The following is a 22,859-nucleotide window of genomic DNA, read 5'->3' on the forward strand; positions in this document are numbered from 1 at the left end:
TTATACCCTTCCTTTCAGGCTCTCTCCATAAACTTCCGTTATTTTTACATCTCTGATTACGTTGTGCAGTTCTTCGCCGGGGGCGAATACCTCGGTGTAGTTGGGGGCGTGGCCCCGCCACAGGCCCTCCTTCTCCTCCTCAAAGAGGACGGGCAGGGTATGGCCCACCCAGCTCTCCAGCCAGGTCTGGTGGAGCTGCCGGGCCACCTCCCCGGCCCGGTGGGCCCGGTCCTCCTTCACCGCGTTGGAGCACTGACCGGCCATGGCGGCCGCCGGGGTGCCGGTGCGGCGGGAGTAGGGGAAGATGTGCATGGCGGAGAAGGCACACTTCTGCACAAACTCCAGGGTCTGGGCAAACTCCTCCTCGGTCTCTCCGGGGAAGCCCACAATAAGATCGGTGGTAATGCCGGGGCGGTCAAAGTATTCCCTGAGTAATCTGACGCTCTCATAATACCGCTCGGTATCATATTTCCGGTTCATCCGCTGCAAAACGCTGTCACAGCCCGACTGCATGGACAGGTGGAAGTGGGGACACAGGTTGGGAATGGCCGCCCCACGGCGGCAGAAGTCCTCCGTGATGGTGCGGGGCTCCAGGGAGCCCAGCCGCACCCGGCAGTTGGGTGCGGCGGCGCACACCGCCTCGATGAGGTCCATCAGTTCCGGCCTGCCGGGCAGATCCCGGCCCCAGGAGGAGATCTCGATGCCGGTGAGCACCAGCTCCTTGTAACCCTCGTCCGCCAGCTTGGCGGCCTGGGCGGCGGCCTCATCCGCAGGCAGGGAACGGATGGGTCCCCGGGCGTAGGGGATGATGCAGTAGGTGCAGAAGTTGACGCAGCCGTCCTCCACCTTGAGCATGGCCCGGGTGCGGCCCTCCAGTCCGCCGGCGGGAAGCCGCTCAAATGTGCGGCGACGGAGGGCGTCGTCCACGTCCACCACCTGGCCCCCGTCGGAGCTCAGGGCCTCCAGCCGATCCAGAAAGCCCATGCGGTCGTTGGTGCCCATGACCAGGTCTACCTCCAGCTCCTCCACCGCCTGGGGGTCGGTCTGGGCATAGCAGCCGCACACCGCCACGATGGCATGGGGGGAGCGCTTGCGGGCCTGCCGGATCATCTGGCGGGACTTCTTGTCGCTCACCGCCGTGACGGTGCAGGTGTTGATGATATAGGCGTCGGCCTCCCCATCAAAGGGCACCAGGGTGTGGCCCCGCCGGGTGAGCTCGGCCTCCATGGCCTGGGTCTCGTACTGGTTCACCTTGCAGCCCAGGGTGTAGATCGCTGTACGCATACGCTTTCCTCTCTTTGCAGGTGGGATTTTGGTTGAAAATCCATGGTCGCCTGTTTATAATAGAATTCAGAACGATTGGTTCTATTATAAAGACTCGCCCCGCTGTTTGGCAAGTACTCATTCAGGAGGTGCCCCATGTCTGAATTTCAGGTCTCTCTGGCCTCTATCGAGGAGGTCCGCCAGTTCGTCAACGCCGCCACCCGCTCGTCCTGTGAGGTGGACGTGCTCTCCGGCCGCTATGTGGTGGATGGCAAGTCCATTATGGGGCTGTTCTCCCTGGATCTGTCCCATCCGGTGACCATCCGCCTCCACGGCAACGACGGCGATCAGGCCGCCTTCCGCCAGGCGGTGGCCGCCTTTATTCCGGCAGAATAACAGACAAGCGGGGCGCTGCTGATGCAGCGCCCCGTCTGTTTTTTAATCCTCGATATAGGCCCGGATGCGGAGGGTGACGCCCAGATCTTCGGTGATCTTGCGGCAGCGCTCGATCTCCTCGGGGGTCTTGTCCTTGTCCACGATGGTCATGACCACATGGGGCACATGCTCCCTGGCCTTTTTGGCAAAGTCCAGCATGGCCTCCCAGGCCTTTACGCCGTCCCTGGGCTGGGTGACGGCACAGTACTCCTCCGGCGTGGAGCCGTTGAGGGAGATGGACACGGTGTCGATGCGCCCCTTTAGTTCCGGGGTCACGTCCCGCCCCAGGATCAGATTGGCGTGTCCGTTGGTGTTGATGCGGATGGGGGGCAGGTTGGGCACCTGCTCCTTCAGCTGATCCACCAGCCACAGGATGTCGTCGGTGCGGTACATGGGCTCACCGAAGCCGCAGAACACCAGTTCCCGGTACTTTGCATAGTCCCGGGCCAGCAGGTCGTCCAGGGCCTCCTGCCGGGTGGGCTCGTGGTCCAGCCACAGATCGTCGGCGTAGATGGAGCCCTTGTGGCCGTTGTGCCGCAGGCAGAACACACACCGGCAGTCGCACCGGTTGGTCAGGTTCACATAGAGGGCGCCTTCATACTCGTAGGAAATGGTCATCATAGGACATTACCTCCATATCAATGGGCGGCCTGCGGGCCGTCCTTATGCGATTCCAAAAAAGCGCTTTCCGTTCTCCAGCGTGATGGCCAGCACTTCCTCGGTGGTCAGCCCTTTGAGCTGGGCCACCGTCTGGGCCATCAGGGGGATCAGGCTGGAGTCGCACCGGCGGCCCCGGTAGGGCTCGGGGGCCATGTAGGGGGCGTCGGTCTCCAGCATGAGCCGGTCCATGGGCATCCAGCCAATCACCTCGGGAGCCCGGCGGGCGTTCTTAAAGGTGATGTTGCCGGTGAAGGAGAGCATCCAGCCCCAGTCCACCGCCCGCTTGGCGTCCTCCGGCCCCAGGGCGCAGCAGTGAAACACACCCCGGGCCTTGGGATGGGCCTTAACAATATCCATGCAGTCCTTGTGGGCGTCCCGGTCGTGGACGATGACGGGCAGGTCCAGTTCCTCCGCCAGGGAGAGCTGGGCGTCAAAGAAGTCCCGGGAATCGGCCCGGTCCTCGGGGGTCTTGACCCAGTAGTAGTCCAGGCCCACCTCACCCACCGCCACACATTTTTTGTGGGCACACAGGGCGCGGATCTGGTCCAGCTGGTCCAGGGTCACTCCCTCCAGGTTCTCCGGATGGAAGCCGGCGGCAAAGTAGAGATAGTCGTATCGCTCGGCCAGGGCCATGGACTGCTGGCAGGACTCCAGGTCACAGCCGGGGCACACCACCAGGTCCACCCCCTTGCTGGGCAGGCCGGCCAGCAGAGCGTCCCGGTCGGCGTCAAAGGCGTCGTCATAATAATGGGCATGGGTGTCGAAGATCATAATTGCCTCCCTATGGTCATTCTCTGTTTCATCTTACTCCCTTTTCCCACAGTTGACAAGGGGAACAGCCTGTGGTATACTTCCACCGAAATACCGGGGATGAGGTCCGCCCGGGGCATATGCCCGAACCGCCGTTTGGCTGATGACTTCTGCAAATATTGCAGGGGGCATTGGCTTTTTTTGTTGCCCTCTGGGAAAGAAGGTATACATTGTTATGTTAACAAGCTTAGGTTTCGTGCTGCTGTTGGGCCTGGTGCTGGGCACCCTGGCTGCCAAATTGCGGCTGCCCTCCCTGGTGGGCATGCTGCTGGCAGGCATCCTGCTGGGACCCTGTGTGCTCAATGTGCTCTCCCCCAGCCTGCTGGACATCTCCGCCGACCTGCGGCAGCTGGCTCTGGTCATCATCCTCACCCGGGCGGGCCTGAGTCTGGATGTGGACGATCTGCGCCGGGCGGGACGGCCCGCCATTCTCATGTGCTTCCTGCCCGCCACCTTTGAGATGCTGGGCATGGTGATCCTGGCCCCCCGGCTGCTGGGGGTGAGCACCCTGGACGCCGCCATCATGGGGGCAGTGGTGGGGGCGGTATCCCCCGCCGTTATCGTACCCCGGATGCTGAAATTGATGGAGGAGGGCTACGGCACCGCCAAGGGCATTCCCCAGATGGTGCTGGCTGGCGCCTCGGTGGACGACGTGTTCGTCATCGTCCTCTTCACCTCCTTCACCGGCATGGCCCAGGGCGGCTCCTTCTCCCCCGCCGCTCTGGCAGGAGTGCCGGTGTCCATCGTGCTGGGAGCCGCCTTCGGCCTGCTCATCGGCTTTGTGCTGGCCAGGTTTTTTGAAAGGTTCCATATGCGGGACTCGGTGAAGGTGGTCATCCTGCTGGCCCTGGCCTTCCTGCTGGTGGCCCTGGAGGATGTGATCCCGGTGCCCTTCTCCGGCCTGCTGGCAGTGCTGGGGGCCGGCCTGGGCCTGCGGCGCTGGCGGCTGGTGGTGGCCCAGCGGCTCACCGCCAAGTTCGGCAAGCTGTGGGTGGCCGCTGAGATCATCCTCTTCGTACTGGTGGGCGCGGAAGTGGATCTCCACTATGCCGCCGCTGCCGGTCTGGCCGCCCTGGCCACCGTACTGGGGGTGCTGTGCTTCCGGGCCCTGGGTGTGCTGCTCTGCGTGGCAGGCAGCAAACTCACCCGTTCTGAGCGGTTCTTTGCCGTGCTGGCCTACCTGCCCAAGGCCACCGTCCAGGCTGCCATTGGCGGCGTGCCCCTGGCCATGGGCCTGGGCTGCGGCCAGATCGTGCTCACCGTGGCGGTCATCGCCATTCTGGTTACCGCACCCCTGGGGGCCTTCGCCATTGACTTCTCCTATAAAAAGCTGCTTACCAAAGAAACACGATAACACCCAAAGAAAAACGCCTGCCCTTCCGGCAGGCGTTTTTTCAGGGCTTCTTGCCCAGCTTGTGCTTGGTACCGTCGGGCTCCACCACGTAGGTGTTCTCCAGCTGAGCCACCAGGTTGTTCCGGTAGGCGGCAATATACTCCTGCCGCAGCAGGTCCCGCTCCACCATCTCCTCGGGGGTCAGCCCCTCCTCGCTTTTGGCCTTTTTGGCCAGCTCGTTGATACGGGCAATCTTTTTCTCATCCATTATACATATCGCTCCAGTAAAATCATGATTCGCCCCTTTTTGGACGGGCCGCCCACCTCTTTGAGGACACATTTGCCCAGACCCCGGCAGCTCATTACATCCCCTGACCCCACGGGGCGGTCTGGCTTGAGGCACTCCCGGTGGTTGAGCTGGAATCTCCCCGAGGCGATCAGGTCGGCGGCTTTGCCCCGGGACAGGGAAAACCCGGCGGCGGCCACCGCATCCAGCCGCAGGGAGCTGACGGTGTCCCGAATGGGTTTCACCTTCACCTCCGGGGGTTTCAGGTCGGCCAGCTCCATGGCCGATGTTTTCAGCCGCACCCGGCCCGCCTGGTCCAGGTTCAGTACCAGAAAGTCGGCCACGTCCGCCAGGGCCAGGATGTGGCACTCCCCCTCCCCCACCAGCAGGTCCCCGATCTTCTCCCGGTCCAGACCCAGGCCCAGGATGGAGCCCAGAAAGTCCCGGTGACTCAGGGTGCCGTTAGACCAGGTACAGCGGACGGCCCGGATGGGGCAGTCGCTCTCCAGCCACAGGTCCTCCTCCTGCCAGTCGGGGAGAAAGGCGCACACCGTCCGCTCCGCTCCCTCAAACCCGCCGAAAAACAGGTGCCGGGGGTGTCCGCTGGCATTGAGCAGGTTTTCCACACTGACTCGCTCCTGTGGGGATAAAAAGCCGGTATGGCCGGGGACCGACCGGTTGCGGGCCAGCTCCAGCTTATCCATGGCCCGGGCCAGCAGCCGCCGCTCCTCCCCGTCCCGGGCCAGCTTGTTCAGCAGTTCGGTTTTGGTCATATCCTTCCTCCTGTTGTCCTCTCAGGATAACACAGTTTTTCCCCTCTGGCAACTGCCGCCCGCTTGACAATGATGCTATACTGATACTAATCGTTGTAAAAGGGAGGTGGGTCCATGCCCACACAGATTCTCCACCCGGAGCGGCTGGACCTGACCGGCCCCGGCGGGACCCTGTGCCACGGGGCGGACCAGGACTGGTTCCCCGATCCCTGGCAGCGGCGGGCGGGGTGCGGCCCCACCACCGCATCCCTCATCTTCCACTATCTTGCCCGGCAGCGCTCCGAGTTTTCCCCACTCCGGCCTGAGATGGGGACAGAGTGGACGGATTTTCTGGAGCATATGTGCCGGGTGTGGGAGTACGTCACCCCCCGGAGCCACGGTCTTAACCGTCCGGAGTACATGGTGGAGGGCATGGCGGCCTACGGCAAGGCCGTGGGGGTGCCGCTGACCCCCACCCTCTTCTCCTTCCCCTCCGCCCGCACCAAGCGCCCCCCCTGGGAGGGGCTGCGGGCCTTTGTGGCCGCCGGGCTGGAGACTGACTGCCCCATGGCCTTCCTCAACCTGGACAACGGCAAGATCAAACAGCTGGACCGTTGGCACTGGGTCACCCTCATCGGCCTGGAGGGGGACACCGCCTCCATCGTGGACAACGGCAACACCTTCACCATGGACCTCAGGCTGTGGTACGCCACCACCAAGACCCGTGGCGGCTTTGTGTGCGCCCTGGGGGCGGGAGAGGAGTTTGCATCATCATGCTGAAATGGTTGGCTTTATGGGTCCTCTTCTGGAGCATTCTGGACTATGTGCTCATGGGAATCGACAAGTGGAAGGCAAGGCGGGAGCGCTGGCGGGTCCCCGAGAAGACCTTCTTCCTGGTGGACCTGCTGGGGGGCACTTTGGGGGCCATTCTGGGTATGTACGCCTTCCACCACAAGACCCGCCACTGGTACTTCAAGTGGGGCCTGCCCGCCATCCTCGTGGCCCAGATCGCCCTGGGCGGGTGGCTGTACTGGCACTTTTTCCTGGCATAACATACGGGAGCCTCCGGCTTCCGTATTTTTTTGCCCGAATGAAGAATCCGGCGTTCCTCAATCGTATTCTGGTTGAAAGCGCTTTTCAATCCCACGGAAAGGACGTGACAGCCATGCCACCCATACCGGACCGGGCGGAGGCCCAGCGGCTGGTGGATACCTATTCCGATCTGATCCTCCGGCTGAGCTACACCTATCTGGGCAGCACTGCCGACGCCCAGGACATCTGCCAGACTGTATTTCTCAAGCTGCTCCAGGCCCCCCGGGCCTTTGACAGCTTGGAGCATGAGCGGGCCTTCCTCATCCGCACCGCCGTCAACCTGTGCAAAGACCAGCTGAAAAGCCGGTGGCGGCGCACTACGGTGACCCTGGACGCGGCGGAGCACGTGCCCGCTCCCCAGCCGGAGGAGGGCACCCTGCTGGCAGCTCTGGAACTGCTGCCCCCCAAATACCGCACGGTCATCTACCTCTATTATTACGAGGGCTACTCCGCCAGGGAGATCGCTGCTCTGATGGGGGAAAAGCCGGCCACCGTCTTTACCCGGCTGGACCGGGGGCGGCAGAAGCTGCGGACCTATCTGGAACAGGAGGAACTGACATGAAGCAGTATAAAGATACCATGGACGAACTCCGGTTCACCCCGGAGCAGAAGGCCCATATGGTGGACCGGCTGATGGAGTGTGCTCAGGCCTCTCCCCGGCGGCCCCACACCTTCCGCCGTGTAGCGGTGGTGGGGGAGCGCTTCTCCGCCCTCTTCGGCCCCGCTACCCAGACCGAGGTCATCGACCAGATCGGCTACCCCATCGGGGCCTCGGCCACCAACCACGGCATCACCATCACCGCCGACGCCATTGTTGGAGACACCTACTCCTATGCCATCGTCTATTCCATCTCCCGGGAGGACGGGCAGCCCCTGGTGAGCCAGGAGACGCTGGACGGCAGCGAGGAATATGAGGGCCGCCTGCCTCTCTCCTTTGAGGACTACGACCTGCGGCCCACCGGCCCCCTGGCCTTCCTGTCCTCCGGAGGGGGCGGAGGCTTCTCCCACTTCTACGACGCCGACCCCGCCGACAACACCATCCAGTTTGTGACCTTCTGGACCTCCGACACCCCCATCCGCTCGGGCAAGGTGAGCACCACCTTCCGGGGGCTCTATGACACCACCGACAGCTATGCCAACAAGACCCTGCTGGCGGAGGGCCCCTGGACCCTGGACTTTACCATGGACTTTGAGGACTCCTCCATCGCCCTCCCCGCCGGGCAGGCGATCCAGGTGAGCGGCATGGACGCCACCCTGGACAGCGTTACCCTCTCCCCCCTGTCCATCATGGTGGAGTACACCGTCCATCAGGAGGTGCCGGAGACGGCGCGGAAAAGCGGCCAGACGGACAAGACAAATGATCCCTACGCCGCCTTCCGGGACCTGCCGGTAACCATCTCCTACACCGACGGCTCCACCCTGGAGGTCAAGAGCGCCACTACCAGCGTGGGCTCGGGCAGCGGCCAGGCTAAATGCACCATAGGTATGATTTTCGACTCCATCCGCCCCCTGGATGAGGTGGCCTCGGTCACCGTGGGGGATGTGGTCATCCCTGTCAGCCAATAAGCAAAACCGGGTCCACCCAAGGCGGACCCGGTTTCTTTATCGCTGGTACTCGAACTCCAGGTTGTACAGGGACACGATATCCCCGTCGTGGATGCCCATTTCCTCCAGCCGGTCGAAGAGGCCGGACTGGCGGAGCATCTTGTCGAACCAGTTGCGGGACTCGTAGTCCCCGAAGTTGACGTTGGCCATGAGCCGCTGGAGCCAGGGGCCCTCCACGATCCAGGTGTCGTCCTCGTGGATGATGTTGAGGGGCTCGGACATATCCACCTCCAGGGGCCGCTCCACATAGGTGGGCTCGTACACCGTGATGGGGGGCAGGTGCTCCAGCTCCCGGGCGGCGGCGAACATGAGCTCCCGGGTGCCCAGCTGGGCGGCGGCGGAGATCTCATAGAAGGGCATGCCCAGCCCCTCCACGTGGGCCTTCAGGGCCTCCAGACCGGTGCGGTCAGCGGCGATATCCACCTTGTTGCCCGCCACGATCATGGGCCGGGAGGCCAGATCGGGGCCGTACTGCTTCAGCTCCTCCTGGATGGCCTTGAAATCCTCCACCGGGTCACGGCCCTCGCAGCCGGACACGTCCACCACATGGATGAGCAGGCGGCAGCGGTCAATGTGCCGCAAAAAGTCGTGGCCCAGACCGGCGCCGTCGGAGGCACCCTCAATGATGCCGGGGATGTCGGCCAGCACGAAGGACACGCCTTCGTCCACGTACACCACGCCCAGGTTGGGGAAGAGGGTGGTGAAGTGGTAGTTGGCGATCTTGGGCCGGGCCTTGGATACTACGGAGAGCAGGGTGGACTTGCCCACGTTGGGGAAGCCCACCAGGCCCACGTCGGCCAGCAGCTTCAGCTCCAGGATGACCTGCCGCTCCTGGCCGGGCAGGCCCGCCTTGGCGAAGCGGGGCACCTGACGGGTGGGGGTGGCAAAGTGCTTGTTGCCCCAGCCGCCGTTGCCGCCCTTGGCCAGCACGAAGCGGTCGGTCTCCGACATGTCGCAGATGATCTCCTGGGTCTCGGCGTCCCGCACCACGGTGCCCCGGGGCACCTTGATGATCATATCCTCGCCGTCCTTGCCGGAGCAGCGCTTGCCCTGGCCATCCATCCCGTTGCCCGCCACATACTTGCGCTTGTAGCGGAAGTCCATCAGGGTGGACATGTGGGGGTTGATCTCCAGGATCACGTTGCCCCCCCGGCCGCCGTCGCCGCCGTCCGGTCCGCCGGCGGCCACGTACTTCTCCCGGTGGAAGGCCACCGCGCCGTTGCCGCCGTTGCCCGCCTTGACGGTGATGCGGGCGGTATCTACAAAGGGTGCTGCCATAAAAACCTCCTTCGTCTGGCCTTGCGGCCCATCATCTTTCCAATAGAAAAGCCTCGAACGGGTTCCCGTCCGAGGCTTATGATACCCATAATTACTGGGCGATCTCCACGATAACACGCCTGGCCAAAGCTTTGCTTTGGCGGAAAGGCATCGCCTTTCCTACAGGCGTTGCCTGTGGGGCGTGTTGTCGCAACGCTGGTGCTCGCCGTCATACGGCGAGCTACACGGCGCTGCCGTGGGCAGTAAACTGCCCCGCAGTTTACTGCTCCAGCGTTACGATAGAGACCTGCTTGCGGTCCTTGCCCAGGCGCTCAAACTTCACGCGGCCGCTCTTGAGGGCGAACAGGGTGTCGTCGCTGCCCTTGCCCACGTTGACGCCGGGATGGATATGGGTGCCCCGCTGGCGAACCAGGATGTTGCCGGCCAGAACGAACTGACCGTCGCCCCGCTTCACGCCCAGACGCTTGGCCTCGGAATCGCGGCCGTTACGGGTGGAGCCCACGCCCTTCTTATGGGCGAAGAACTGAATACCGATGTTCAGCATGGTGTCACACCTCCAAACTTGTGTGTTAAAAAGGTTCGCCGTACCGGGAGGTCAGTCCTCCTCCAGTACGAGAATATTTTCAGGATATTCCTCATGCAGGCTGGCAAAATGGACCATGAGGGCGGTCAGAAGAGTCTGACAGGTGCTCTCGGTGGTCTCGCTGAGCCCGCCGGGGATGCGCAGGGTGATGGACGCGTCGTGCTCCTTCACCTTTACCGAGGCGCCCAGGCCCAGTACGTCGTTGACGGCGCACTCGGTCAGGCGGACGGCACTGGTGACGGCGGCGCAGACGATGTCGCTCCCCGCTTCGGCGTAACCGCTGTGGCCCTTCACGGTGAAGCCCACGATGCGGTCCCCCTCCATGTGAAAAGAGACGGTAGTCATCTTACAGGGAGATGGCGCCGATGGTCACCTTGGTGTAGGGCTGACGATGGCCCTGACGCTTGCGGTAACCCTTCTTGGGCTTGTACTTGAAGACCAGGATCTTCTTGCCCTTGCCGTTCTTCACCACGGAAGCGGCCACCTTGGCGCCCTCCACCACGGGAGTGCCCACGGTGATCTTGTCCCCGTCGATGACAGCCAGCACCTTGTCAAAGGTCACGTTGTCGCCGGCCTCGTTGGGCAGCTTCTCGATGAAGAGGGTATCGCCCTCGGCCACCTTATACTGCTTACCGCCGGTCTCGATGATTGCGTGCATTACGTTTTCAACTCCTTCATTACGGGCTCGCTGTCGGGGGAGGGCCGAAGCGTGACGTCACATCAGTCACGTCGGTCACTTGGGTTCCCATTCAAAGCGGCTCTAGTAGTATATCAGTCAACATTTTGAAAGTCAAGGCTTTTTTGAACTTTTTTCGTCGTTTTCTCAGCTCAGTACCGCCCAACTGCCGGTATCCGTCCCCTGGGCCACAATGGGCACGATCTCCAGGCCCTCGATGGTGGGAATTGTCTCCCCCTCGGGCACCTGGACATAGACCTTGTCGGCATACTGCTTCAGCAGGTCCAGGGTGAGGCCGCTGCCGTCGGAGCCGCCGTTCAGCACACTGAGGCTGGTCACCACCGACACCTTCACCGCCGGGTACTGCTCCATGGTCTGGTCCAGGGTCTGGAAGAAGGTCTCCATGGTCTGGGTCAGGGTATCGGGATCATAGTTGCTGTCGCTCTTGATATAGCTGACGGTGCCCCGGGTGGGGAAGCCGCAGTTGTCCAGCAGAAGCTCGTCAAAGCCCAGCCCGGCCAGCTCGCCGCACACCTGAGCCACATAGGTCCGCACCGATTCCACCGCCGGGCTGCTCCAGCGGATGCTCTCGTCGTCCCGCCAGTTGCCCGAATTGCTGTGGATGCCCAGCGCCCGGTTGTTCCAGGGCAGGGTGTTGTCCCGGAAGCAGGAGAGCCAGGCCACGGTGTACAGCTCGCCCCCGTTAAGGGTCTGGATGGCCTCGTTGATACCCTCCTGCTCCGAGGAGGTGTCCAGGGTGGTCTGGGACTGGTAGCCCAGAGCGCCGTCCGTTCCCTTCATGGAGAAGATGGCGGCGGTACCGCCGTTGCTGTCCACCTGGCTCTGGGCGGTACCGTCGGTGAGGGCAGCAGCAGGCAGCAGCACGCCCCGGAAGTCCGCCTCCGGCTCAGGGGTATTGGTGGGACTGGGAGAGGGCGTGGTAAGTTGGAGGGGGGTGGTATCCTCCGGCGGGTCGGGCTCCTCCCCCTTGCCCTGGAAGAAGGGCAGTTCCACCCGCACGCCGTCGGATGTATAGTGGATGTAGGGCTCCAGAAACAGCAGGGCCGCCACCGCCAGCACCAGCAGGCACAGCAGTACCCCGATGAGAATTTTCAGCGCGGTCCGGCCGCGGCTGCGCCCATGATAGGGGTCGTAACCATACCTCCTCACAGCAGGACACCTCTCCTCTTCCTTATCATTGTCAGTTTCCCTTCTCTTCCTCCACTCGGCTCAGGGCCTCGTCCAGCTTCTGCAGGGCGGTGGCCACCAGCTTCCGGTCCTCCTCCGTCATATGCTCCATCAGGGTGGAGAAGTAGCTGCGCACATCGGTGGCGGCCTTGTCCCGCAGGGCGGTATACTTCTCGGTGGCGCTGACGTAGATCACCCGCCGGTCGGTCTCGCTGCGCTGGCGCTTGGCCAGCCCCAGCTTCTCCAGCCGGTCCACAATGCCGGACACCGTGCTGTTGGCGCTGCCGGTGCGCTCGGCCAGGGTACTGATGGGCACCGGCCCATCCTCCCCCAGCACCGTGAGCACCATGGCCTGGGGGAAGGTCAGATCCATCCGGCCGTAATGGCTGCGAAACTGCTGGGACACGTGCTGGGTGACCCGGAGGTAGGATACGAAGAGGTTGCCTTTTTCCATGTGGGGGTTCTCCTTTCTATAGCCCGCGCCGGAAACGGCCCGGTCAACCCATGGCCTGGGTATTCATCCGCTGCAAAATCACCGCCAGCTGGGCCCGGGTGGTGGTGCCCTTGGGGGAGAGCTTGCCGTCGGCGCCCTCCAGCCAGCCCATGCCGATGGCGTGGGCCACGCCCTCCTTGGCCCAGGATGCCACCTGGTCGGCGTCGCTGTACAGATTCAGGGACCCCTCCGCCAGGGTCTGGCCCTTGTATTCATCGTAGCGGGTGAGGATCACCGCCAGCTCCTGCCGGGTCACCACGCCGTCACTGAAGGTCCCCTTGTCGGTGCCGTTGATGATCTTGGCCTCGCAGGCCCAGTCGGCAGCCTCGCCGTACCAGCTGTCGGCGGGCACATCGGGGAAGTGGCCCCGCTGGGCTGGGGCGGGCTGGCCCTCCATCCGCCACAGCACCACGGCCACGGTGGAACGAGTGACGGTGGTGTTGGGGGCAAAGAGGGTATCGCTGACGCCGGTCATCAGGCCCTGGTCCACCACTTCCTGTACCGCCGATTCATACCAGGAGCCCTGGGCCACATCGGTAAATTCCGCCGCGGAGGCGGGCAGCGCCAGTCCGGCGCACAAGGTCAAGGCGCAGAGCAGCGCCGCGCAGTTGCGTTTCAAATCAGGTCCACTCCTTACTGTTTCTCTATGGGCCGCTGCCGGGCCTATGCTGCCGGCAGATGTTTTTATGGAATTGGGCGGCTGACGCCGCAGGAATAAATCGCATCGCGGTTTATTCAGCAGGCATTATTTTACGATACGTATTTTAAAAAACTATGAACACAAATGGACCCAATTACAAATTATTCCCCACGCGCCCCCTTTTTCCCCACAAAAAAGGAGCGCCGCCCCTGGGGGCGGCGCTCCTCGGCGTCCTATACGGCCAGCATCCACTCCAGGGCCACCAGCAGGCCGAAGCCCGGCGCGCCCAGCACCCCCAGCACCAGGGCGTTGGTCAGGTTGACCCCCAAATGGAGCCCCAGGGCGCCCCCTGCCCAGCTCAGGACGTAGAGCACCCCCAGGCCCACGCCGGTCCGGGCCGCCAGACGGCCCAGCCAGCCCAGGGGCCTGCGCAGCACCGCCAGCAGCAGCACCAAAAATAATCCCCCCGCCACCCAGGGCAGGGCATTGAGCAGTGGTTCCACCGCCGCCACCTCCTTGTTCCTGTGCCAGAACCTTGGCGGCGGGGTCTGTGCCCCCTTATCCGGTGCGGGCGGTCTCCTCCCCGTCCAGCTCCTTCACCTGCCGCAGCAGGTAGGTATAGCGGGACTGGAGGGCGTTGATCTCAAAGACAAAGGATTCAATGAGATCCGGGTCACAGGCATCGTTAAATCCCTGATAGGCCTGGGCGATGAGGGCGCGGGTCTGGGACAGTCCCTCCAGCAGCACGCTGCGGGTCCTCTCCCGTTCCCCGGCCCGCCGGCGCAGGCTGAAGCGCTTGACGGCTTCCGGCATATGCTCTCCTCCTTGCTCCGGACTCTTTCCGGTTTTATCCTATGTCCAGTTTGGGCAGGTATGCCTGATTTTATACCGGTTTTTTCCTGACATAGGGCACACAGGGAGGGACATACTAGAAGCGGACCGGATGTCCGATTGGTTCCGCATCTCCTTTTAAGCCGGTGCCGGGTGAGCTCACCCTCTGGCGAAAGGCGAAAGGAGCGGGAACTATGAGACCCCCGATCCTGCAAGGGGCGCGGTGGAAACACCGCGCCCCGGTTTTATGCGCAAAAAACGGGCGTGCCGCAGCAGGCACGCCCGTTTTTGCATGGGAAATCAATCCTTGCCCTTTTTCAGGTCGGCAATAATCTTGACAACCTGGATTACCAGGGTAGGCAGGAAGGCCAGGCCCACGATCTGCCCCAGATTGATCAGGCCAAAGGCGGGGGAGACCATGAACAGGTTCTTGAGACCGGGGGTGAAGAGCACCAGCATCAGCAGCACCACACCGGCAAAGAAGGCGCCGACGGAGGCCTTGTTGGTGGAGAACTTCAGCTTGAAAATGGACTGGTCGCCCCGGCAGTTGAAGCCGTGGAAGAGACGGGCCAGGGTGAGGGTGGCGAAGGCCATGGTAGAGGCCAGCATGGCGTCGCCCCCCTGGTAGCCCAGGTAGAAGGCGGTCATGGTAGCGATGGCGATGAGCAGACCCTGTCCGCCGATGCGGGAGAGCAGGGACTTGTTGAGGATGGGCTCCTTGGGGTCTCTGGGCTTCTGGTCCAGCAGGCCCTTGCGGGCAGGCTCCACGCCGATGGCGATGGCGGGCAGGGAGTCGGTGAGCAGGTTGATGAACAGCAGGTGCACCGGCTGGAAGGGCACCGGCAGAGCCAGCAGGGAGGCATACAGCACGCAGAAGATACCGGCGGTATTGCCGGAGAGCAAGAACTGGATGGCGTTTCTGATGTTGGCGTACACGCTGCGGCCGTTGACCACCGCCCGGACGATGGTGGCAAAGTTGTCGTCGGCCAGAATCATGGAGGCGGCGTCCTTGGACACCTCGGTACCGGTGATGCCCATAGCCACGCCGATGTCCGCTTTCTTCAGGGCGGGGGCGTCATTGACGCCGTCGCCGGTCATGGACACGATATTGCCCCTCCGCTGCCAGGCGTTGACGATGCGGATCTTGTGCTCGGGAGACACCCGGGCGTACACCGAGATTTTAGCCAGCCGCTGGTCCAGGTCGGCGTCGGTCATCTGGTCCAGCTCCAGGCCGGACACCGCCTCGTCCCCGTCCTGGAAGATGCCCAGCTGGCGGGCGATGGCGGAGGCGGTGACCTTGTGGTCGCCGGTAATCATGATGGTGCGGATGCCGCCCCGCTTGGCGTCGGCCACCGCCTGGATGGCCTCGGGCCGGGGCGGGTCGATCATGGAAATGAGGCCGATGAAGGTGAAGTCCTTCTCATCCTCCAGGGTGAGGGGCCGGACAGCGTCCATCTCCCGGTAGGCAAAGGCCAGCACCCGCAGGCCCTCCATGGACAGCTCCATGTTGACCCGGGCGATCTCCTCCTTGCGCTCGGGGGTCATCTCCACCTTGCCCTGGCGGGTGAGCAGCCACTTGGATCGATCCAGCAGCACGTCGATGGCGCCCTTGGTGAAGAGGGTGGGGGTGCCGTCGATGTCATGGAGGGTACTCATCAGCTTGCGGTCGGAGTCAAAGGCCAGTTCTCCCAGCCGGGGATGCTGGGAGCGGTAGGCTTCCTCGTCCACGCCGAATTTCTCGCCCAGCATGACCAGGGCCACCTCGGTGGGGTCGCCAATGGCAGAGCCGGTCTCCTCGTTGTTGGTGGCATCGCTGGCCAGCAGGGCGGCCTTCAGCAGCAGCCGCTGCACGTCGTTGACCAGCTCCAGGTCGTCTCCCTCCAGCAGGGAGCCGTCGGCGTACACCTTCTGGGGGGTCATCTTGTTCTGGGTCAGGGTGCCCGTCTTATCCGAGCAGATGACGGAAACGCTTCCCAGGCTCTCCACCGCCTTCAGGTCCTTAATGATGGCGTTCTGTTTGGCCATCTTCTGGGTGCCCATAGCCAGCACGATGGTGACGATGGAGGAGAGGGCCTCGGGGATGGCGGCCACCGCCAGGGCCACGGCGAACATCAGGGAGTCCAGTATCTCCATGCCGGTGCGGAACACCGACAGGGCGAACACCACGGCGCAGATGGCCATAATCACGATGGCCAGCTTGGCGGAGAAGCTGTCCAGGCTCTGCTGCAGGGGGGTCTTGCGCTGCTGGGTCTGGTTCATGAGGGAGGCGATCTTGCCCAGCTCGGTATTCATGCCGGTGGCGGTGACCAGCACGGTGGCTCGTCCGTAGGTCACCAGGGAGCCGGAGAACACCATGTTTTTCTGGTCGCCCAGGGCCACCTGGTCGGCGTCGATGACGTCGGCGGTCTTGTCTACCCCCTCGCTCTCGCCGGTGAGGGAGGACTCATTGACCTTGAGGGAGAAGTTCTCCAGTACCCGGCCGTCGGCCACCACCATGTCGCCGGCCTCCAGCAGCACGATGTCGCCGGGGACCACGTCGGCGGAGGGGATCTCCAGCCGCACACCGCCCCGCAGCACCTTGGCGGAGGGGGAGGACATGGCCTTCAGACTCTCCAGGGACTTTTCCGCCTTCAGGTACTGGACGGTACCCAGCACGGCGTTCAGGATAAGCACGGCGAAAATAACGATGGTGCTCTCCACATTCTCCGACAGGGCGGAGATGACAGCGGCCACGATCAGGATGATCACCAGCAGATCCTTAAACTGCTCGGCAAACACCTGGGCCACCGACTTCTTCTTACCCTCGGAGAGCTTGTTGGGGCCGTACTGCTCCCGCCGGCGGCCGGCCTCCCGGTCGCTGAGGCCTTCCATCCCGGCCTGCTGGGCATCCAGCGCCTGCCGGACCGTTTTTCGGTAATAAGACTCTGTCATAATCGTTCCTTCCCTTCCAGTTTACATTCCGGCGAAGGGTAAAAGAAAAAAGACCCTTCGCCAACCGCCGGAAATTCCTCGGCAGTTGTCGAAAAGTCTTGTTACCCATGGGGTGCATACCGCCAGGCCGGCAGACCGGACCGTGATGTTGACGGTATGGCTTTGAACTACTCCCTTTTCAACTGCGGCCATCATAGCACAGTTTGACCGGCAAGTCAATCTCATTTTGGTAGCATATCCAAATTCTCCGGGGTCTATGCATGGGCGGCGTTGACGCAGGCAGGGCAATCCGTTATAATTTGTGCAGATTACCATTTGGAAAGGGGCTGCCCCATATGAAAGGGAGCGTCGTCAAATTTCTCCTCAAGTCCGCCTGGGTCCTGGAGATGCTCATCGCTCTGTTCATCCTGCTGGTCACCGTGGTACAGATGGTGCTGACCGCAAACGACTCCCTCCACTATCTGTCTCTGGGGGAATTTAGTCTCAATGAGTTCTTCGCCAGCACGCTGAACATCGTGGTGGGTCTGGAGTTTATCAAGATGCTGGTGCTCCACACCCCCCGGGCCGTTACCGACGTGCTCCTCTTCGCCATCGCCCGTCAGCTGGTGGTGACCCACTCCACCTCTATGGACACCCTGCTGGGCGTGGCGGCAGTGGCCCTCATTTTCGTCATCAAGAAGTTCCTGCTCTCCAAGGAGGACTGCACCCCGCCGCCGGACATTCTGGGCCGTTTTTTGGGCGGGCACAGTGCGCAAAAGGAGGAAACACACCATGAATGAGCCCCATTGGATCTCCGCCGTCTTCAGTCCCACCGGCGGCACCGCCGCTGTGGCCAAGGCCGTCACCGGCGGCATGGGACAGGTGGTGGACCTGTCCCATCCTGTTCCGGAGACTCCCGTACCTGACAATGCCGTTCTGCTGGCCGCCGCCCCGGTGTTCGGCGGACGCATCCCCGCCGTAGCCCTGGAGCGACTGGCCGCCCTGAAGGGCTCCGGCCCCGCGGTGGTCCTGGCGGTCTACGGCAACCGGGCCTGGGAGGACGCCCTGCTGGAGCTGAAGGACGCCCTGACCGCCGGCGGCTTCCAGGTGGTGGCCGCCGCCGCCTTTGTGGCACAGCACTCCATCGCCCCCACCATCGCCCAGGGCCGCCCGGACAGCGCCGACCTGGAGCAGGCCGCCGCCTTTGGCAGGGCGGTGCTGGACAAGCTGGCCGGACCTGATTCCTTGTCTCCAGTGAGTGTGCCGGGGAATGTCCCCTACAAGGACTGGAAGGGGGTCCCCTTCCACCCCGCCGCCGGGGAAAGCTGCATCTCCTGCGCCGTATGCGCCGCCCGGTGCCCGGTGGGGGCCATCCCCACAGGGCAGCCCAACCAGACCGACCCGGACCGGTGCATCACCTGTATGCGCTGTGTATCGGTGTGCCCCCGGGGTGCCCGGACCATCCCCGCTCCCGCCCTCCAGGCCACCACCGCCATGCTGGAGGAGAAGGCGGGCACCCCCCGTCAGCCCGAGCTGTTTCTCTGAAAACCAGAAAACTCCCCGTATTTTCCGCTCAGAAAATACGGGGAGTTTTTTATTTTGGGCTTTACGCCAAGTCCAGCTCCACCGGGCAGTGGTCACTGCCGGTGACGTCGGCATGGATGATCTGATCCTTTACCCGGGGCATCAGCCGCTCCGACACGATAAAGTAGTCGATGCGCCACCCCGCGTTGTTCTTCCGGGCGTTGAAGCGGTAGCTCCACCAGGTATAGGCCCCGGTCTTGTCCGGGTAGAGGACCCGGAAGCTGTCGGCAAAACCACTGCCCAGCAGGGCGGTCATTTTCTCCCGCTCCTGGTCGGAGAAGCCGGCGTTGCCCCGGTTGCTCTTGGGGTTTTTCAGGTCGATCTCCTCATGGGCCACGTTCAGATCGCCGCACAGCACCACCGGCTTCTTCTGATCCAGGGCCATCAGGTAGGCGCGGAAGTCGTCCTCCCACTGCATCCGGTAGTCGATGCGGGCCAGCTCGTTCTGGGCGTTGGGGGTATAGCAGCACACCAGATAGAAGTCCTCATACTCCGCCGTGATGACCCGGCCCTCGGTGTCGTGCTCCGGGATGCCCAGGCCGCAGGTCACAGACAGGGGCTCGGTTTTGGTGATGAGGGCGGTACCGGAGTAGCCCTTCTTCTCGGCACTGTTCCAGTAGATGTGGTAGCCGGGCAGGTCCAGCTCGATCTGGTGGGGCTGGAGCTTAGTCTCCTGCAGGCAGAAGGCATCGGCGTCCATGGCGTTGAAAAAGTCCAGGAAGCCCTTGCCCAGACAGGCCCGCAGGCCGTTGACGTTCCAGGTGATCAGCTTCATGCGTCAGTCTCCTCTTTCCCCCAGGAAATGAGATGGGGGAGAAATTTCAGCATAATGGGTATATAGGTGGCCACAAAGACGGCCACCGCCCCCAGGGCGGCCCACTTCCGCACCCGTTTTGGGGCGGCCAGACCCAGCATAATGCCGGCGGCACACAGGCACAGCTTCACCAGGGCCATATCCTTCCAGTTCATCCTGGCGATATAGGAGTCGGCGGCGGAAAACAGCTTTTTCATACGATTCCCTCCAGTCGCAGCAGCCACTCTTTTAATTCCAGCCCGCCCCCGTAGCCGGTGAGGGTCCCGTTGGCCCCCACCACCCGGTGGCAGGGCAGCAGAATGGGCAGGGGATTGCGGTGATTGGCCTGGCCCACCGCCCGGCTCCCCTTGGGGCAGCCCACCCGGCGGGCCAGTTCGCCATAGGTGATGGTCTGGCCGTAGGGGATATCCGAGAGGGCGGACCACACCTTCCGCTGAAAGGGGGTACCCACAGGGACCAGGGGCAGGTCAAAGGTCTGCCGCTTTCCCTCAAAATATTCCAGCAGTTCCTTCCGGCCCCGGGTCAGCAGCGGGGTTTCCTTCCCCGCAGGCTTCATGGGGCAGTTGGGCAGGTACAGGGCGGTGAGGCCCTCTTCCGTCCCCTCCAGGGCCATGGGCCCCACTGGGGTGTCAAAGACGATGCGGTCCATCTCAGTACCGCCGTACCACGGCGGTGACCTTGCCCAGGATGGCGCAGCCCTCACCGTCGATGGGCTCGTAGTCCGGATTCTCCGGCATGAGCCACACATGGCCGTCCTTCCGGCGGAGGGTCTTCACCGTGGCCTCGTCCTCAAAGAGGGCCACCACGATGTCCCCGTTGTTGGCATCGCTCTGCTGGTGGACCACCACCAGGTCCCCGGGCAGGATACCGGCATACTTCATGGACTCTCCCCGGACCTGAAGGGCAAAATACTCCCCGGCCCGGCCGCCGGTATCAAAGGTCAGATAGTCCTCGATGCACTCCTGGGCCAGAATGGGAGAGCCGGCGGCCACGCTGCCCACCACCGGCACCTTGTCCTCCGGCGGGGCCGGTGGCTCGGTCTGGGCCACGGTGATGGACCGGGTCTTGCCCTCCGCCTTGGTGATGAGGCCGGCAGACTCCAGCCCCTTCAGGTGGAAATGGACGGTGGAGGGGGACTTCAGCCCCACATGGGCCCCGATCTCCCGGACAGAGGGGGGATAGCCGTGCTCGGCCGAGAAGGCAATGATGTAGTCATAGATCTGCTGCTGCTTGGGCGAGAGCGTTTTCATGGCAGACCCTCCTTAATCCAGTCTTATATGAGCATAGTATACCATAATCCCCCCGCTATTGCAAACATTTGTTCTAAATTTTGTTAAAAATCCTGGCCCTCAATGGCGGCTGACAGCCGCAGCAGATACTGGTCGTACCCCTTGCCCGCCAGCTCGTCCAACAGCACATCCTCCCAGAAATGGGGCCCCAGGGTAAGCCCCTTCTCCTCCGCCCACGCCAGCAGGCGGCGATAGCCCTCCCGCACCGTGTCAAAGCTGCCGGCGTGGAAATAGGTCAGGTAGGGCCCCGCCGGGGCGGTGAGCAACCGTACCCCCCGGATGGGTTTGTCCACCTGGGTGTAGCAGAGGGTGTAGCCCTCCCAGTTTCCCCGCCGGGCGGCCTCCACCGGCAGGATGGCTCCCAGGGCGTAGGGGCTGACCACCTGGTGGGCCTCGCAGTACTCCAGATGGCGGGCCAGAATGTGGACATACTTCCCCTCATCGGTGATGCCGGGGGCGTCGGTGGCCACGTACCACCGCTGGGGCCATGTCTCCACCGTCACCTGTCCGGGGCGCACCGCCATGGCCTGGCGGGTCAGCTCCGCCTTTCGCGCAATGAGGGCTCGCAGCCTCCGCAGGCGGGCGATCTTCTCCTTCAGCGCCGTCCCCTCCCGCTCCAGCAGGTCCAGCAGATGCTCCGGACTACGCCGGTCCAGATAGGCCCGGATCTCGGCCAGGGGCATGCCCAGCTCCTTGAGCACCGCGATGACCTGAAAGACCTCGATCTGCGCCGGGGCGTAGTAGCGGTAACCGTTCTCCCCCCGGATGGCGGGGGAGAAAATACCAATCTCATCATAGTGAAACAGGGTGTGCTTGGTGACGCCGCACAAGGCAGCAAACTCCCCGGTGGTAAAGCGCATATCGTTTTGAGCCATGGGTCCAACCTCTCTCTTGACTATCGGGTTACCCGATAGCTTATCATGGTCAGTGCTGCTTGTAAATACTTGATCAAAAAGGAGGCACAGGCCATGAAAAACCGGTTGGATCAGGACTTTACCCTGGGCGGGCTGCTCCGCTTTGCCCTGCCCACCACCATCATGATGCTGGTGACCTCCCTGTACACCATTGTGGACGGGGTGCTCACCTCCCGGCTGGTGGGAGAAAACGCTCTGGCCGCCATCAACATCGCCTATCCCGCCGTCAGCATCGTGCTGGCCGCGGGCATCATGCTGGGCACCGGCGGCAGCGCCGTGGTATCCCACCGGATGGGGACGGGAGACCTGGAGGGCGCCCGGCGCACCTTCGGCTTTCTGGCGGTAACGGCAGTGTGCGCCGGCGTATGTTTTGCCCTGCTGGCCGCCTTCGGGGCGGAGCCTCTGGCACGGCTGCTGGGGGCCAGCGACCTGCTGCTGGCGGACACGGTCTGTTATCTGCGCATCCTGCTGATGTTTACCCCCATGGCCATGCTCCAGCTGCTCTTTGAGAGCTTCTTTGTGGCGGCAGGCAAGCCCGGCCTGGGTCTGGGGCTCACCATTGCCGCCGGTGTGACCAACGGGGTGCTGGACTGGCTGTACATGGGGCCCCTGCAAATGGGCATTGCCGGTGCCGCCATAGCCACCGTCACCGGCTACTGCATCCCGGCAGTGTGCGGCGTGGTCTTTTTCCTCACCCGGAAGGAGGGCTTGCGCTTCGGCCGTCCCCGGCTGGACTGGCGGCTGCTGGGCCGGGCCTGCTTCAACGGCTCCTCCGAGATGGTGACCAATCTGTCCACCGCCGTCACCACCTTCTTCTTCAACGCCATCATGATGGAGCTGCTGGGGGAGCCGGGGGTGGCCGCCATCACCATCGTGCTCTACGCCCAGTTCCTGCTGGTGGCCCTGTTCCTGGGCTTCTCCATGGGGGTGGCCCCGGTGTTCAGCTTCAACCAGGGGGCGGAGCGGTACGACCGGCTGCGCGCTACCTTCCGCCACTGTGCCCGGTTCATCCTGTGCGCCGCCGTGGGTATTCTGGCGGCCGCCCTGGTGCCGGCCCCCGTCATCGTGGGGGTGTTCTCCCCGGCGGGCACCCAGGTCCACGCCCTGGCGCTGGAGGGCTTCCACCTCTTTGCCCCCACCTTTCTCTTTGCCGGGGTGAACATCTTTGCCTCCGCCCTCTTCACCGCCCTGTCCGACGGGCGGACCTCCGCCCTCATCTCCTTCGCCCGCACCTTCGGCTTCCTGATGGCCGGGCTGCTCCTGCTGCCCCGGATCATGGGGGTCACCGGGGTATGGATCGCAGTACCGGTGGCGGAGGCCGTCTCCTGCCTGCTGTCCATCGGTTTTCTGTGGCATTACCGGGCCAAATTCGGCTACGGAGCAGTCCTCTCATAATCCAAAAAGGCCGCCCATCCGGGCGGCC

The 22,859-nt window shown here is 63.3% G+C and carries 29 protein-coding genes and 1 riboswitch; of the genes, 9 read left to right on the plus strand and 20 right to left on the minus strand.

Annotated elements, in window-relative coordinates; translation table 11 throughout:
• Entirely contained in the window at positions 1–1,284 is a 1,284-nt protein-coding gene (gene mtaB, locus B5G34_RS12215) for a tRNA (N(6)-L-threonylcarbamoyladenosine(37)-C(2))-methylthiotransferase MtaB (protein ID WP_087337811.1), read from the minus strand.
• 135 nt (positions 1,285–1,419) lie between these two features.
• Here mtaB and B5G34_RS12220 point away from each other — a divergent pair, with 135 nt between their 5' ends.
• Positions 1,420–1,659 carry an HPr family phosphocarrier protein gene (locus B5G34_RS12220; protein WP_087337814.1) on the plus strand — a complete coding sequence of 80 codons (240 nt, stop codon included), beginning with the start codon at positions 1,420–1,422 and terminating at the stop codon, positions 1,657–1,659.
• Positions 1,660–1,701: 42 nt separating this feature from the next.
• Here B5G34_RS12220 and B5G34_RS12225 read toward each other — a convergent pair whose 3' ends face one another.
• Positions 1,702–2,319 carry a TatD family nuclease-associated radical SAM protein gene (locus B5G34_RS12225; RefSeq protein ID WP_087337817.1) on the minus strand — a complete coding sequence of 206 codons (618 nt, stop codon included), beginning with the start codon at positions 2,317–2,319 and terminating at the stop codon, positions 1,702–1,704.
• A 42-nt stretch (positions 2,320–2,361) separates the two neighbouring features.
• Positions 2,362–3,129 carry a TatD family hydrolase gene (locus tag B5G34_RS12230; protein WP_087337820.1) on the minus strand — a complete coding sequence of 256 codons (768 nt, stop codon included), beginning with the start codon at positions 3,127–3,129 and terminating at the stop codon, positions 2,362–2,364.
• An 86-nt stretch (positions 3,130–3,215) separates the two neighbouring features.
• A riboswitch (Fluoride riboswitch) is annotated at positions 3,216–3,288 on the plus strand.
• Positions 3,289–3,343: 55 nt separating this feature from the next.
• On the opposite strand from B5G34_RS12230, the gene B5G34_RS12235 reads away from it, so the two are divergent.
• Complete coding sequence (locus B5G34_RS12235) at positions 3,344–4,522, plus strand: cation:proton antiporter (RefSeq protein WP_087337823.1); 1,179 nt, start codon at positions 3,344–3,346, stop codon at positions 4,520–4,522.
• 40 nt (positions 4,523–4,562) lie between these two features.
• Here the strand turns inward: B5G34_RS12235 and B5G34_RS12240 are convergent, their stop codons facing one another.
• Positions 4,563–4,769: a DUF896 domain-containing protein gene (locus B5G34_RS12240; protein ID WP_087337826.1), complete on the minus strand. Its 207-nt coding sequence runs from the start codon at positions 4,767–4,769 to the stop codon at positions 4,563–4,565.
• On the minus strand, positions 4,769–5,560 hold the full coding sequence (locus B5G34_RS12245) for a YlmH/Sll1252 family protein (RefSeq protein WP_087337829.1): 792 nt from the start codon (positions 5,558–5,560) through the stop codon (positions 4,769–4,771). The genes B5G34_RS12240 and B5G34_RS12245 overlap by 1 nt, the downstream gene beginning before the upstream one ends.
• A gap of 114 nt (positions 5,561–5,674) precedes the next feature.
• On the opposite strand from B5G34_RS12245, the gene B5G34_RS12250 reads away from it, so the two are divergent.
• From B5G34_RS12250 to B5G34_RS12265, 4 genes are all read left to right on the plus strand, one after another.
• Complete coding sequence (locus tag B5G34_RS12250; RefSeq protein ID WP_242957026.1) at positions 5,675–6,319, plus strand: hypothetical protein; 645 nt, start codon at positions 5,675–5,677, stop codon at positions 6,317–6,319.
• Positions 6,313–6,591 (plus strand): DUF1294 domain-containing protein, encoded by a 279-nt coding sequence (locus B5G34_RS12255; protein WP_343286573.1) that lies wholly within the window; start codon positions 6,313–6,315, stop codon positions 6,589–6,591. Before B5G34_RS12250 ends, B5G34_RS12255 begins: the two co-directional genes overlap by 7 nt.
• Positions 6,592–6,704: 113 nt before the next feature.
• Positions 6,705–7,193 (plus strand): RNA polymerase sigma factor, encoded by a 489-nt coding sequence (locus tag B5G34_RS12260; protein ID WP_087337832.1) that lies wholly within the window; start codon positions 6,705–6,707, stop codon positions 7,191–7,193.
• Positions 7,190–8,197 (plus strand): DUF4179 domain-containing protein, encoded by a 1,008-nt coding sequence (locus B5G34_RS12265; RefSeq protein ID WP_087337836.1) that lies wholly within the window; start codon positions 7,190–7,192, stop codon positions 8,195–8,197. Before B5G34_RS12260 ends, B5G34_RS12265 begins: the two co-directional genes overlap by 4 nt.
• A gap of 36 nt (positions 8,198–8,233) precedes the next feature.
• Here the strand turns inward: B5G34_RS12265 and obgE are convergent, their stop codons facing one another.
• From obgE to B5G34_RS12315, 10 genes are all read right to left on the minus strand, one after another.
• On the minus strand, positions 8,234–9,514 hold the full coding sequence (gene obgE, locus B5G34_RS12270; protein WP_087337838.1) for a GTPase ObgE: 1,281 nt from the start codon (positions 9,512–9,514) through the stop codon (positions 8,234–8,236).
• 259 nt (positions 9,515–9,773) lie between these two features.
• Complete coding sequence (gene rpmA, locus B5G34_RS12275; RefSeq protein WP_087330657.1) at positions 9,774–10,058, minus strand: 50S ribosomal protein L27; 285 nt, start codon at positions 10,056–10,058, stop codon at positions 9,774–9,776.
• A 51-nt stretch (positions 10,059–10,109) separates the two neighbouring features.
• Positions 10,110–10,442 (minus strand): ribosomal-processing cysteine protease Prp, encoded by a 333-nt coding sequence (locus B5G34_RS12280; protein ID WP_087337841.1) that lies wholly within the window; start codon positions 10,440–10,442, stop codon positions 10,110–10,112.
• Position 10,443: 1 nt separating this feature from the next.
• Positions 10,444–10,755, minus strand: coding sequence for a 50S ribosomal protein L21 (rplU, locus tag B5G34_RS12285; RefSeq protein WP_087337843.1), 312 nt, complete (start codon positions 10,753–10,755; stop codon positions 10,444–10,446).
• A gap of 165 nt (positions 10,756–10,920) precedes the next feature.
• Positions 10,921–11,943: a putative glycoside hydrolase gene (locus B5G34_RS12290; protein ID WP_087337846.1), complete on the minus strand. Its 1,023-nt coding sequence runs from the start codon at positions 11,941–11,943 to the stop codon at positions 10,921–10,923.
• A gap of 31 nt (positions 11,944–11,974) precedes the next feature.
• Positions 11,975–12,415, minus strand: a complete 441-nt coding sequence (locus B5G34_RS12295; RefSeq protein ID WP_087337849.1) for a MarR family transcriptional regulator — start codon at positions 12,413–12,415, stop codon at positions 11,975–11,977.
• A gap of 43 nt (positions 12,416–12,458) precedes the next feature.
• Positions 12,459–13,073 (minus strand): S-layer homology domain-containing protein, encoded by a 615-nt coding sequence (locus B5G34_RS12300; protein ID WP_087337852.1) that lies wholly within the window; start codon positions 13,071–13,073, stop codon positions 12,459–12,461.
• A gap of 254 nt (positions 13,074–13,327) precedes the next feature.
• Complete coding sequence (locus B5G34_RS12305; protein WP_087337855.1) at positions 13,328–13,597, minus strand: pro-sigmaK processing inhibitor BofA family protein; 270 nt, start codon at positions 13,595–13,597, stop codon at positions 13,328–13,330.
• A gap of 55 nt (positions 13,598–13,652) precedes the next feature.
• Positions 13,653–13,907, minus strand: a complete 255-nt coding sequence (locus B5G34_RS12310; RefSeq protein ID WP_087337858.1) for a DUF2508 family protein — start codon at positions 13,905–13,907, stop codon at positions 13,653–13,655.
• A gap of 318 nt (positions 13,908–14,225) precedes the next feature.
• Positions 14,226–16,856, minus strand: coding sequence for a cation-translocating P-type ATPase (locus B5G34_RS12315; RefSeq protein WP_087337862.1), 2,631 nt, complete (start codon positions 16,854–16,856; stop codon positions 14,226–14,228).
• Positions 16,857–17,191: 335 nt separating this feature from the next.
• Here B5G34_RS12315 and B5G34_RS12320 point away from each other — a divergent pair, with 335 nt between their 5' ends.
• Together B5G34_RS12320 and B5G34_RS12325 are read left to right on the plus strand one after the other, a co-directional pair.
• A complete protein-coding gene (locus B5G34_RS12320; protein WP_204245949.1) occupies positions 17,192–17,635 on the plus strand; it encodes a hypothetical protein in 444 nt (147 codons plus the stop codon).
• The gene (locus B5G34_RS12325) at positions 17,628–18,380 is read left to right on the plus strand and encodes a 4Fe-4S binding protein (protein WP_087337865.1); all 753 of its coding nucleotides are present in this window, start codon (positions 17,628–17,630) and stop codon (positions 18,378–18,380) included. The genes B5G34_RS12320 and B5G34_RS12325 overlap by 8 nt, the downstream gene beginning before the upstream one ends.
• 61 nt (positions 18,381–18,441) lie before the next feature.
• Here the strand turns inward: B5G34_RS12325 and B5G34_RS12330 are convergent, their stop codons facing one another.
• From B5G34_RS12330 to B5G34_RS12350, 5 genes are all read right to left on the minus strand, one after another.
• A complete protein-coding gene (locus tag B5G34_RS12330; protein WP_087337868.1) occupies positions 18,442–19,194 on the minus strand; it encodes an exodeoxyribonuclease III in 753 nt (250 codons plus the stop codon).
• On the minus strand, positions 19,191–19,430 hold the full coding sequence (locus B5G34_RS12335; protein WP_087337871.1) for a permease of phosphate ABC transporter: 240 nt from the start codon (positions 19,428–19,430) through the stop codon (positions 19,191–19,193). The genes B5G34_RS12330 and B5G34_RS12335 overlap by 4 nt, the downstream gene beginning before the upstream one ends.
• Entirely contained in the window at positions 19,427–19,882 is a 456-nt protein-coding gene (locus tag B5G34_RS12340; RefSeq protein ID WP_087337874.1) for a methylated-DNA--[protein]-cysteine S-methyltransferase, read from the minus strand. The genes B5G34_RS12335 and B5G34_RS12340 overlap by 4 nt, the downstream gene beginning before the upstream one ends.
• A 1-nt stretch (position 19,883) precedes the next feature.
• Positions 19,884–20,483 carry a transcriptional repressor LexA gene (gene lexA / locus B5G34_RS12345; protein ID WP_087337877.1) on the minus strand — a complete coding sequence of 200 codons (600 nt, stop codon included), beginning with the start codon at positions 20,481–20,483 and terminating at the stop codon, positions 19,884–19,886.
• 83 nt (positions 20,484–20,566) lie between these two features.
• Positions 20,567–21,397: a MerR family transcriptional regulator gene (locus B5G34_RS12350; RefSeq protein ID WP_087337880.1), complete on the minus strand. Its 831-nt coding sequence runs from the start codon at positions 21,395–21,397 to the stop codon at positions 20,567–20,569.
• Between the two features lie 93 nt (positions 21,398–21,490).
• Here B5G34_RS12350 and B5G34_RS12355 point away from each other — a divergent pair, with 93 nt between their 5' ends.
• A complete protein-coding gene (locus tag B5G34_RS12355; protein WP_087337881.1) occupies positions 21,491–22,831 on the plus strand; it encodes an MATE family efflux transporter in 1,341 nt (446 codons plus the stop codon).
• The last annotated feature ends 28 nt before the right edge of the window (positions 22,832–22,859 follow it).

Source organism: Flavonifractor sp. An82 (genome assembly GCF_002159265.1).
GTDB lineage: Bacteria > Bacillota > Clostridia > Oscillospirales > Oscillospiraceae > Flavonifractor.

Bases quoted from the DNA above. Each gene is read 5' to 3' on its own strand.
- mtaB (WP_087337811.1), bottom strand. From the start codon at position 1,284: ATGCGTACAGCGATCTACACCCTGGGCTGCAAGGTGAACCAGTACGAG.
- B5G34_RS12220 (WP_087337814.1), top strand. From the start codon at position 1,420: ATGTCTGAATTTCAGGTCTCTCTGGCCTCTATCGAGGAGGTCCGCCAG.
- B5G34_RS12225 (WP_087337817.1), bottom strand. From the start codon at position 2,319: ATGATGACCATTTCCTACGAGTATGAAGGCGCCCTCTATGTGAACCTG.
- B5G34_RS12230 (WP_087337820.1), bottom strand. From the start codon at position 3,129: ATGATCTTCGACACCCATGCCCATTATTATGACGACGCCTTTGACGCC.
- B5G34_RS12235 (WP_087337823.1), top strand. From the start codon at position 3,344: ATGTTAACAAGCTTAGGTTTCGTGCTGCTGTTGGGCCTGGTGCTGGGC.
- B5G34_RS12240 (WP_087337826.1), bottom strand. From the start codon at position 4,769: ATGGATGAGAAAAAGATTGCCCGTATCAACGAGCTGGCCAAAAAGGCC.
- B5G34_RS12245 (WP_087337829.1), bottom strand. From the start codon at position 5,560: ATGACCAAAACCGAACTGCTGAACAAGCTGGCCCGGGACGGGGAGGAG.
- B5G34_RS12250 (WP_242957026.1), top strand. From the start codon at position 5,675: ATGCCCACACAGATTCTCCACCCGGAGCGGCTGGACCTGACCGGCCCC.
- B5G34_RS12255 (WP_343286573.1), top strand. From the start codon at position 6,313: ATGCTGAAATGGTTGGCTTTATGGGTCCTCTTCTGGAGCATTCTGGAC.
- B5G34_RS12260 (WP_087337832.1), top strand. From the start codon at position 6,705: ATGCCACCCATACCGGACCGGGCGGAGGCCCAGCGGCTGGTGGATACC.
- B5G34_RS12265 (WP_087337836.1), top strand. From the start codon at position 7,190: ATGAAGCAGTATAAAGATACCATGGACGAACTCCGGTTCACCCCGGAG.
- obgE (WP_087337838.1), bottom strand. From the start codon at position 9,514: ATGGCAGCACCCTTTGTAGATACCGCCCGCATCACCGTCAAGGCGGGC.
- rpmA (WP_087330657.1), bottom strand. From the start codon at position 10,058: ATGCTGAACATCGGTATTCAGTTCTTCGCCCATAAGAAGGGCGTGGGC.
- B5G34_RS12280 (WP_087337841.1), bottom strand. From the start codon at position 10,442: ATGACTACCGTCTCTTTTCACATGGAGGGGGACCGCATCGTGGGCTTC.
- rplU (WP_087337843.1), bottom strand. From the start codon at position 10,755: ATGCACGCAATCATCGAGACCGGCGGTAAGCAGTATAAGGTGGCCGAG.
- B5G34_RS12295 (WP_087337849.1), bottom strand. From the start codon at position 12,415: ATGGAAAAAGGCAACCTCTTCGTATCCTACCTCCGGGTCACCCAGCAC.
- B5G34_RS12310 (WP_087337858.1), bottom strand. From the start codon at position 13,907: ATGCCGGAAGCCGTCAAGCGCTTCAGCCTGCGCCGGCGGGCCGGGGAA.
- B5G34_RS12315 (WP_087337862.1), bottom strand. From the start codon at position 16,856: ATGACAGAGTCTTATTACCGAAAAACGGTCCGGCAGGCGCTGGATGCC.
- B5G34_RS12320 (WP_204245949.1), top strand. From the start codon at position 17,192: ATGAAAGGGAGCGTCGTCAAATTTCTCCTCAAGTCCGCCTGGGTCCTG.
- B5G34_RS12325 (WP_087337865.1), top strand. From the start codon at position 17,628: ATGAATGAGCCCCATTGGATCTCCGCCGTCTTCAGTCCCACCGGCGGC.
- B5G34_RS12330 (WP_087337868.1), bottom strand. From the start codon at position 19,194: ATGAAGCTGATCACCTGGAACGTCAACGGCCTGCGGGCCTGTCTGGGC.
- B5G34_RS12335 (WP_087337871.1), bottom strand. From the start codon at position 19,430: ATGAAAAAGCTGTTTTCCGCCGCCGACTCCTATATCGCCAGGATGAAC.
- B5G34_RS12340 (WP_087337874.1), bottom strand. From the start codon at position 19,882: ATGGACCGCATCGTCTTTGACACCCCAGTGGGGCCCATGGCCCTGGAG.
- lexA (WP_087337877.1), bottom strand. From the start codon at position 20,483: ATGAAAACGCTCTCGCCCAAGCAGCAGCAGATCTATGACTACATCATT.
- B5G34_RS12350 (WP_087337880.1), bottom strand. From the start codon at position 21,397: ATGGCTCAAAACGATATGCGCTTTACCACCGGGGAGTTTGCTGCCTTG.
- B5G34_RS12355 (WP_087337881.1), top strand. From the start codon at position 21,491: ATGAAAAACCGGTTGGATCAGGACTTTACCCTGGGCGGGCTGCTCCGC.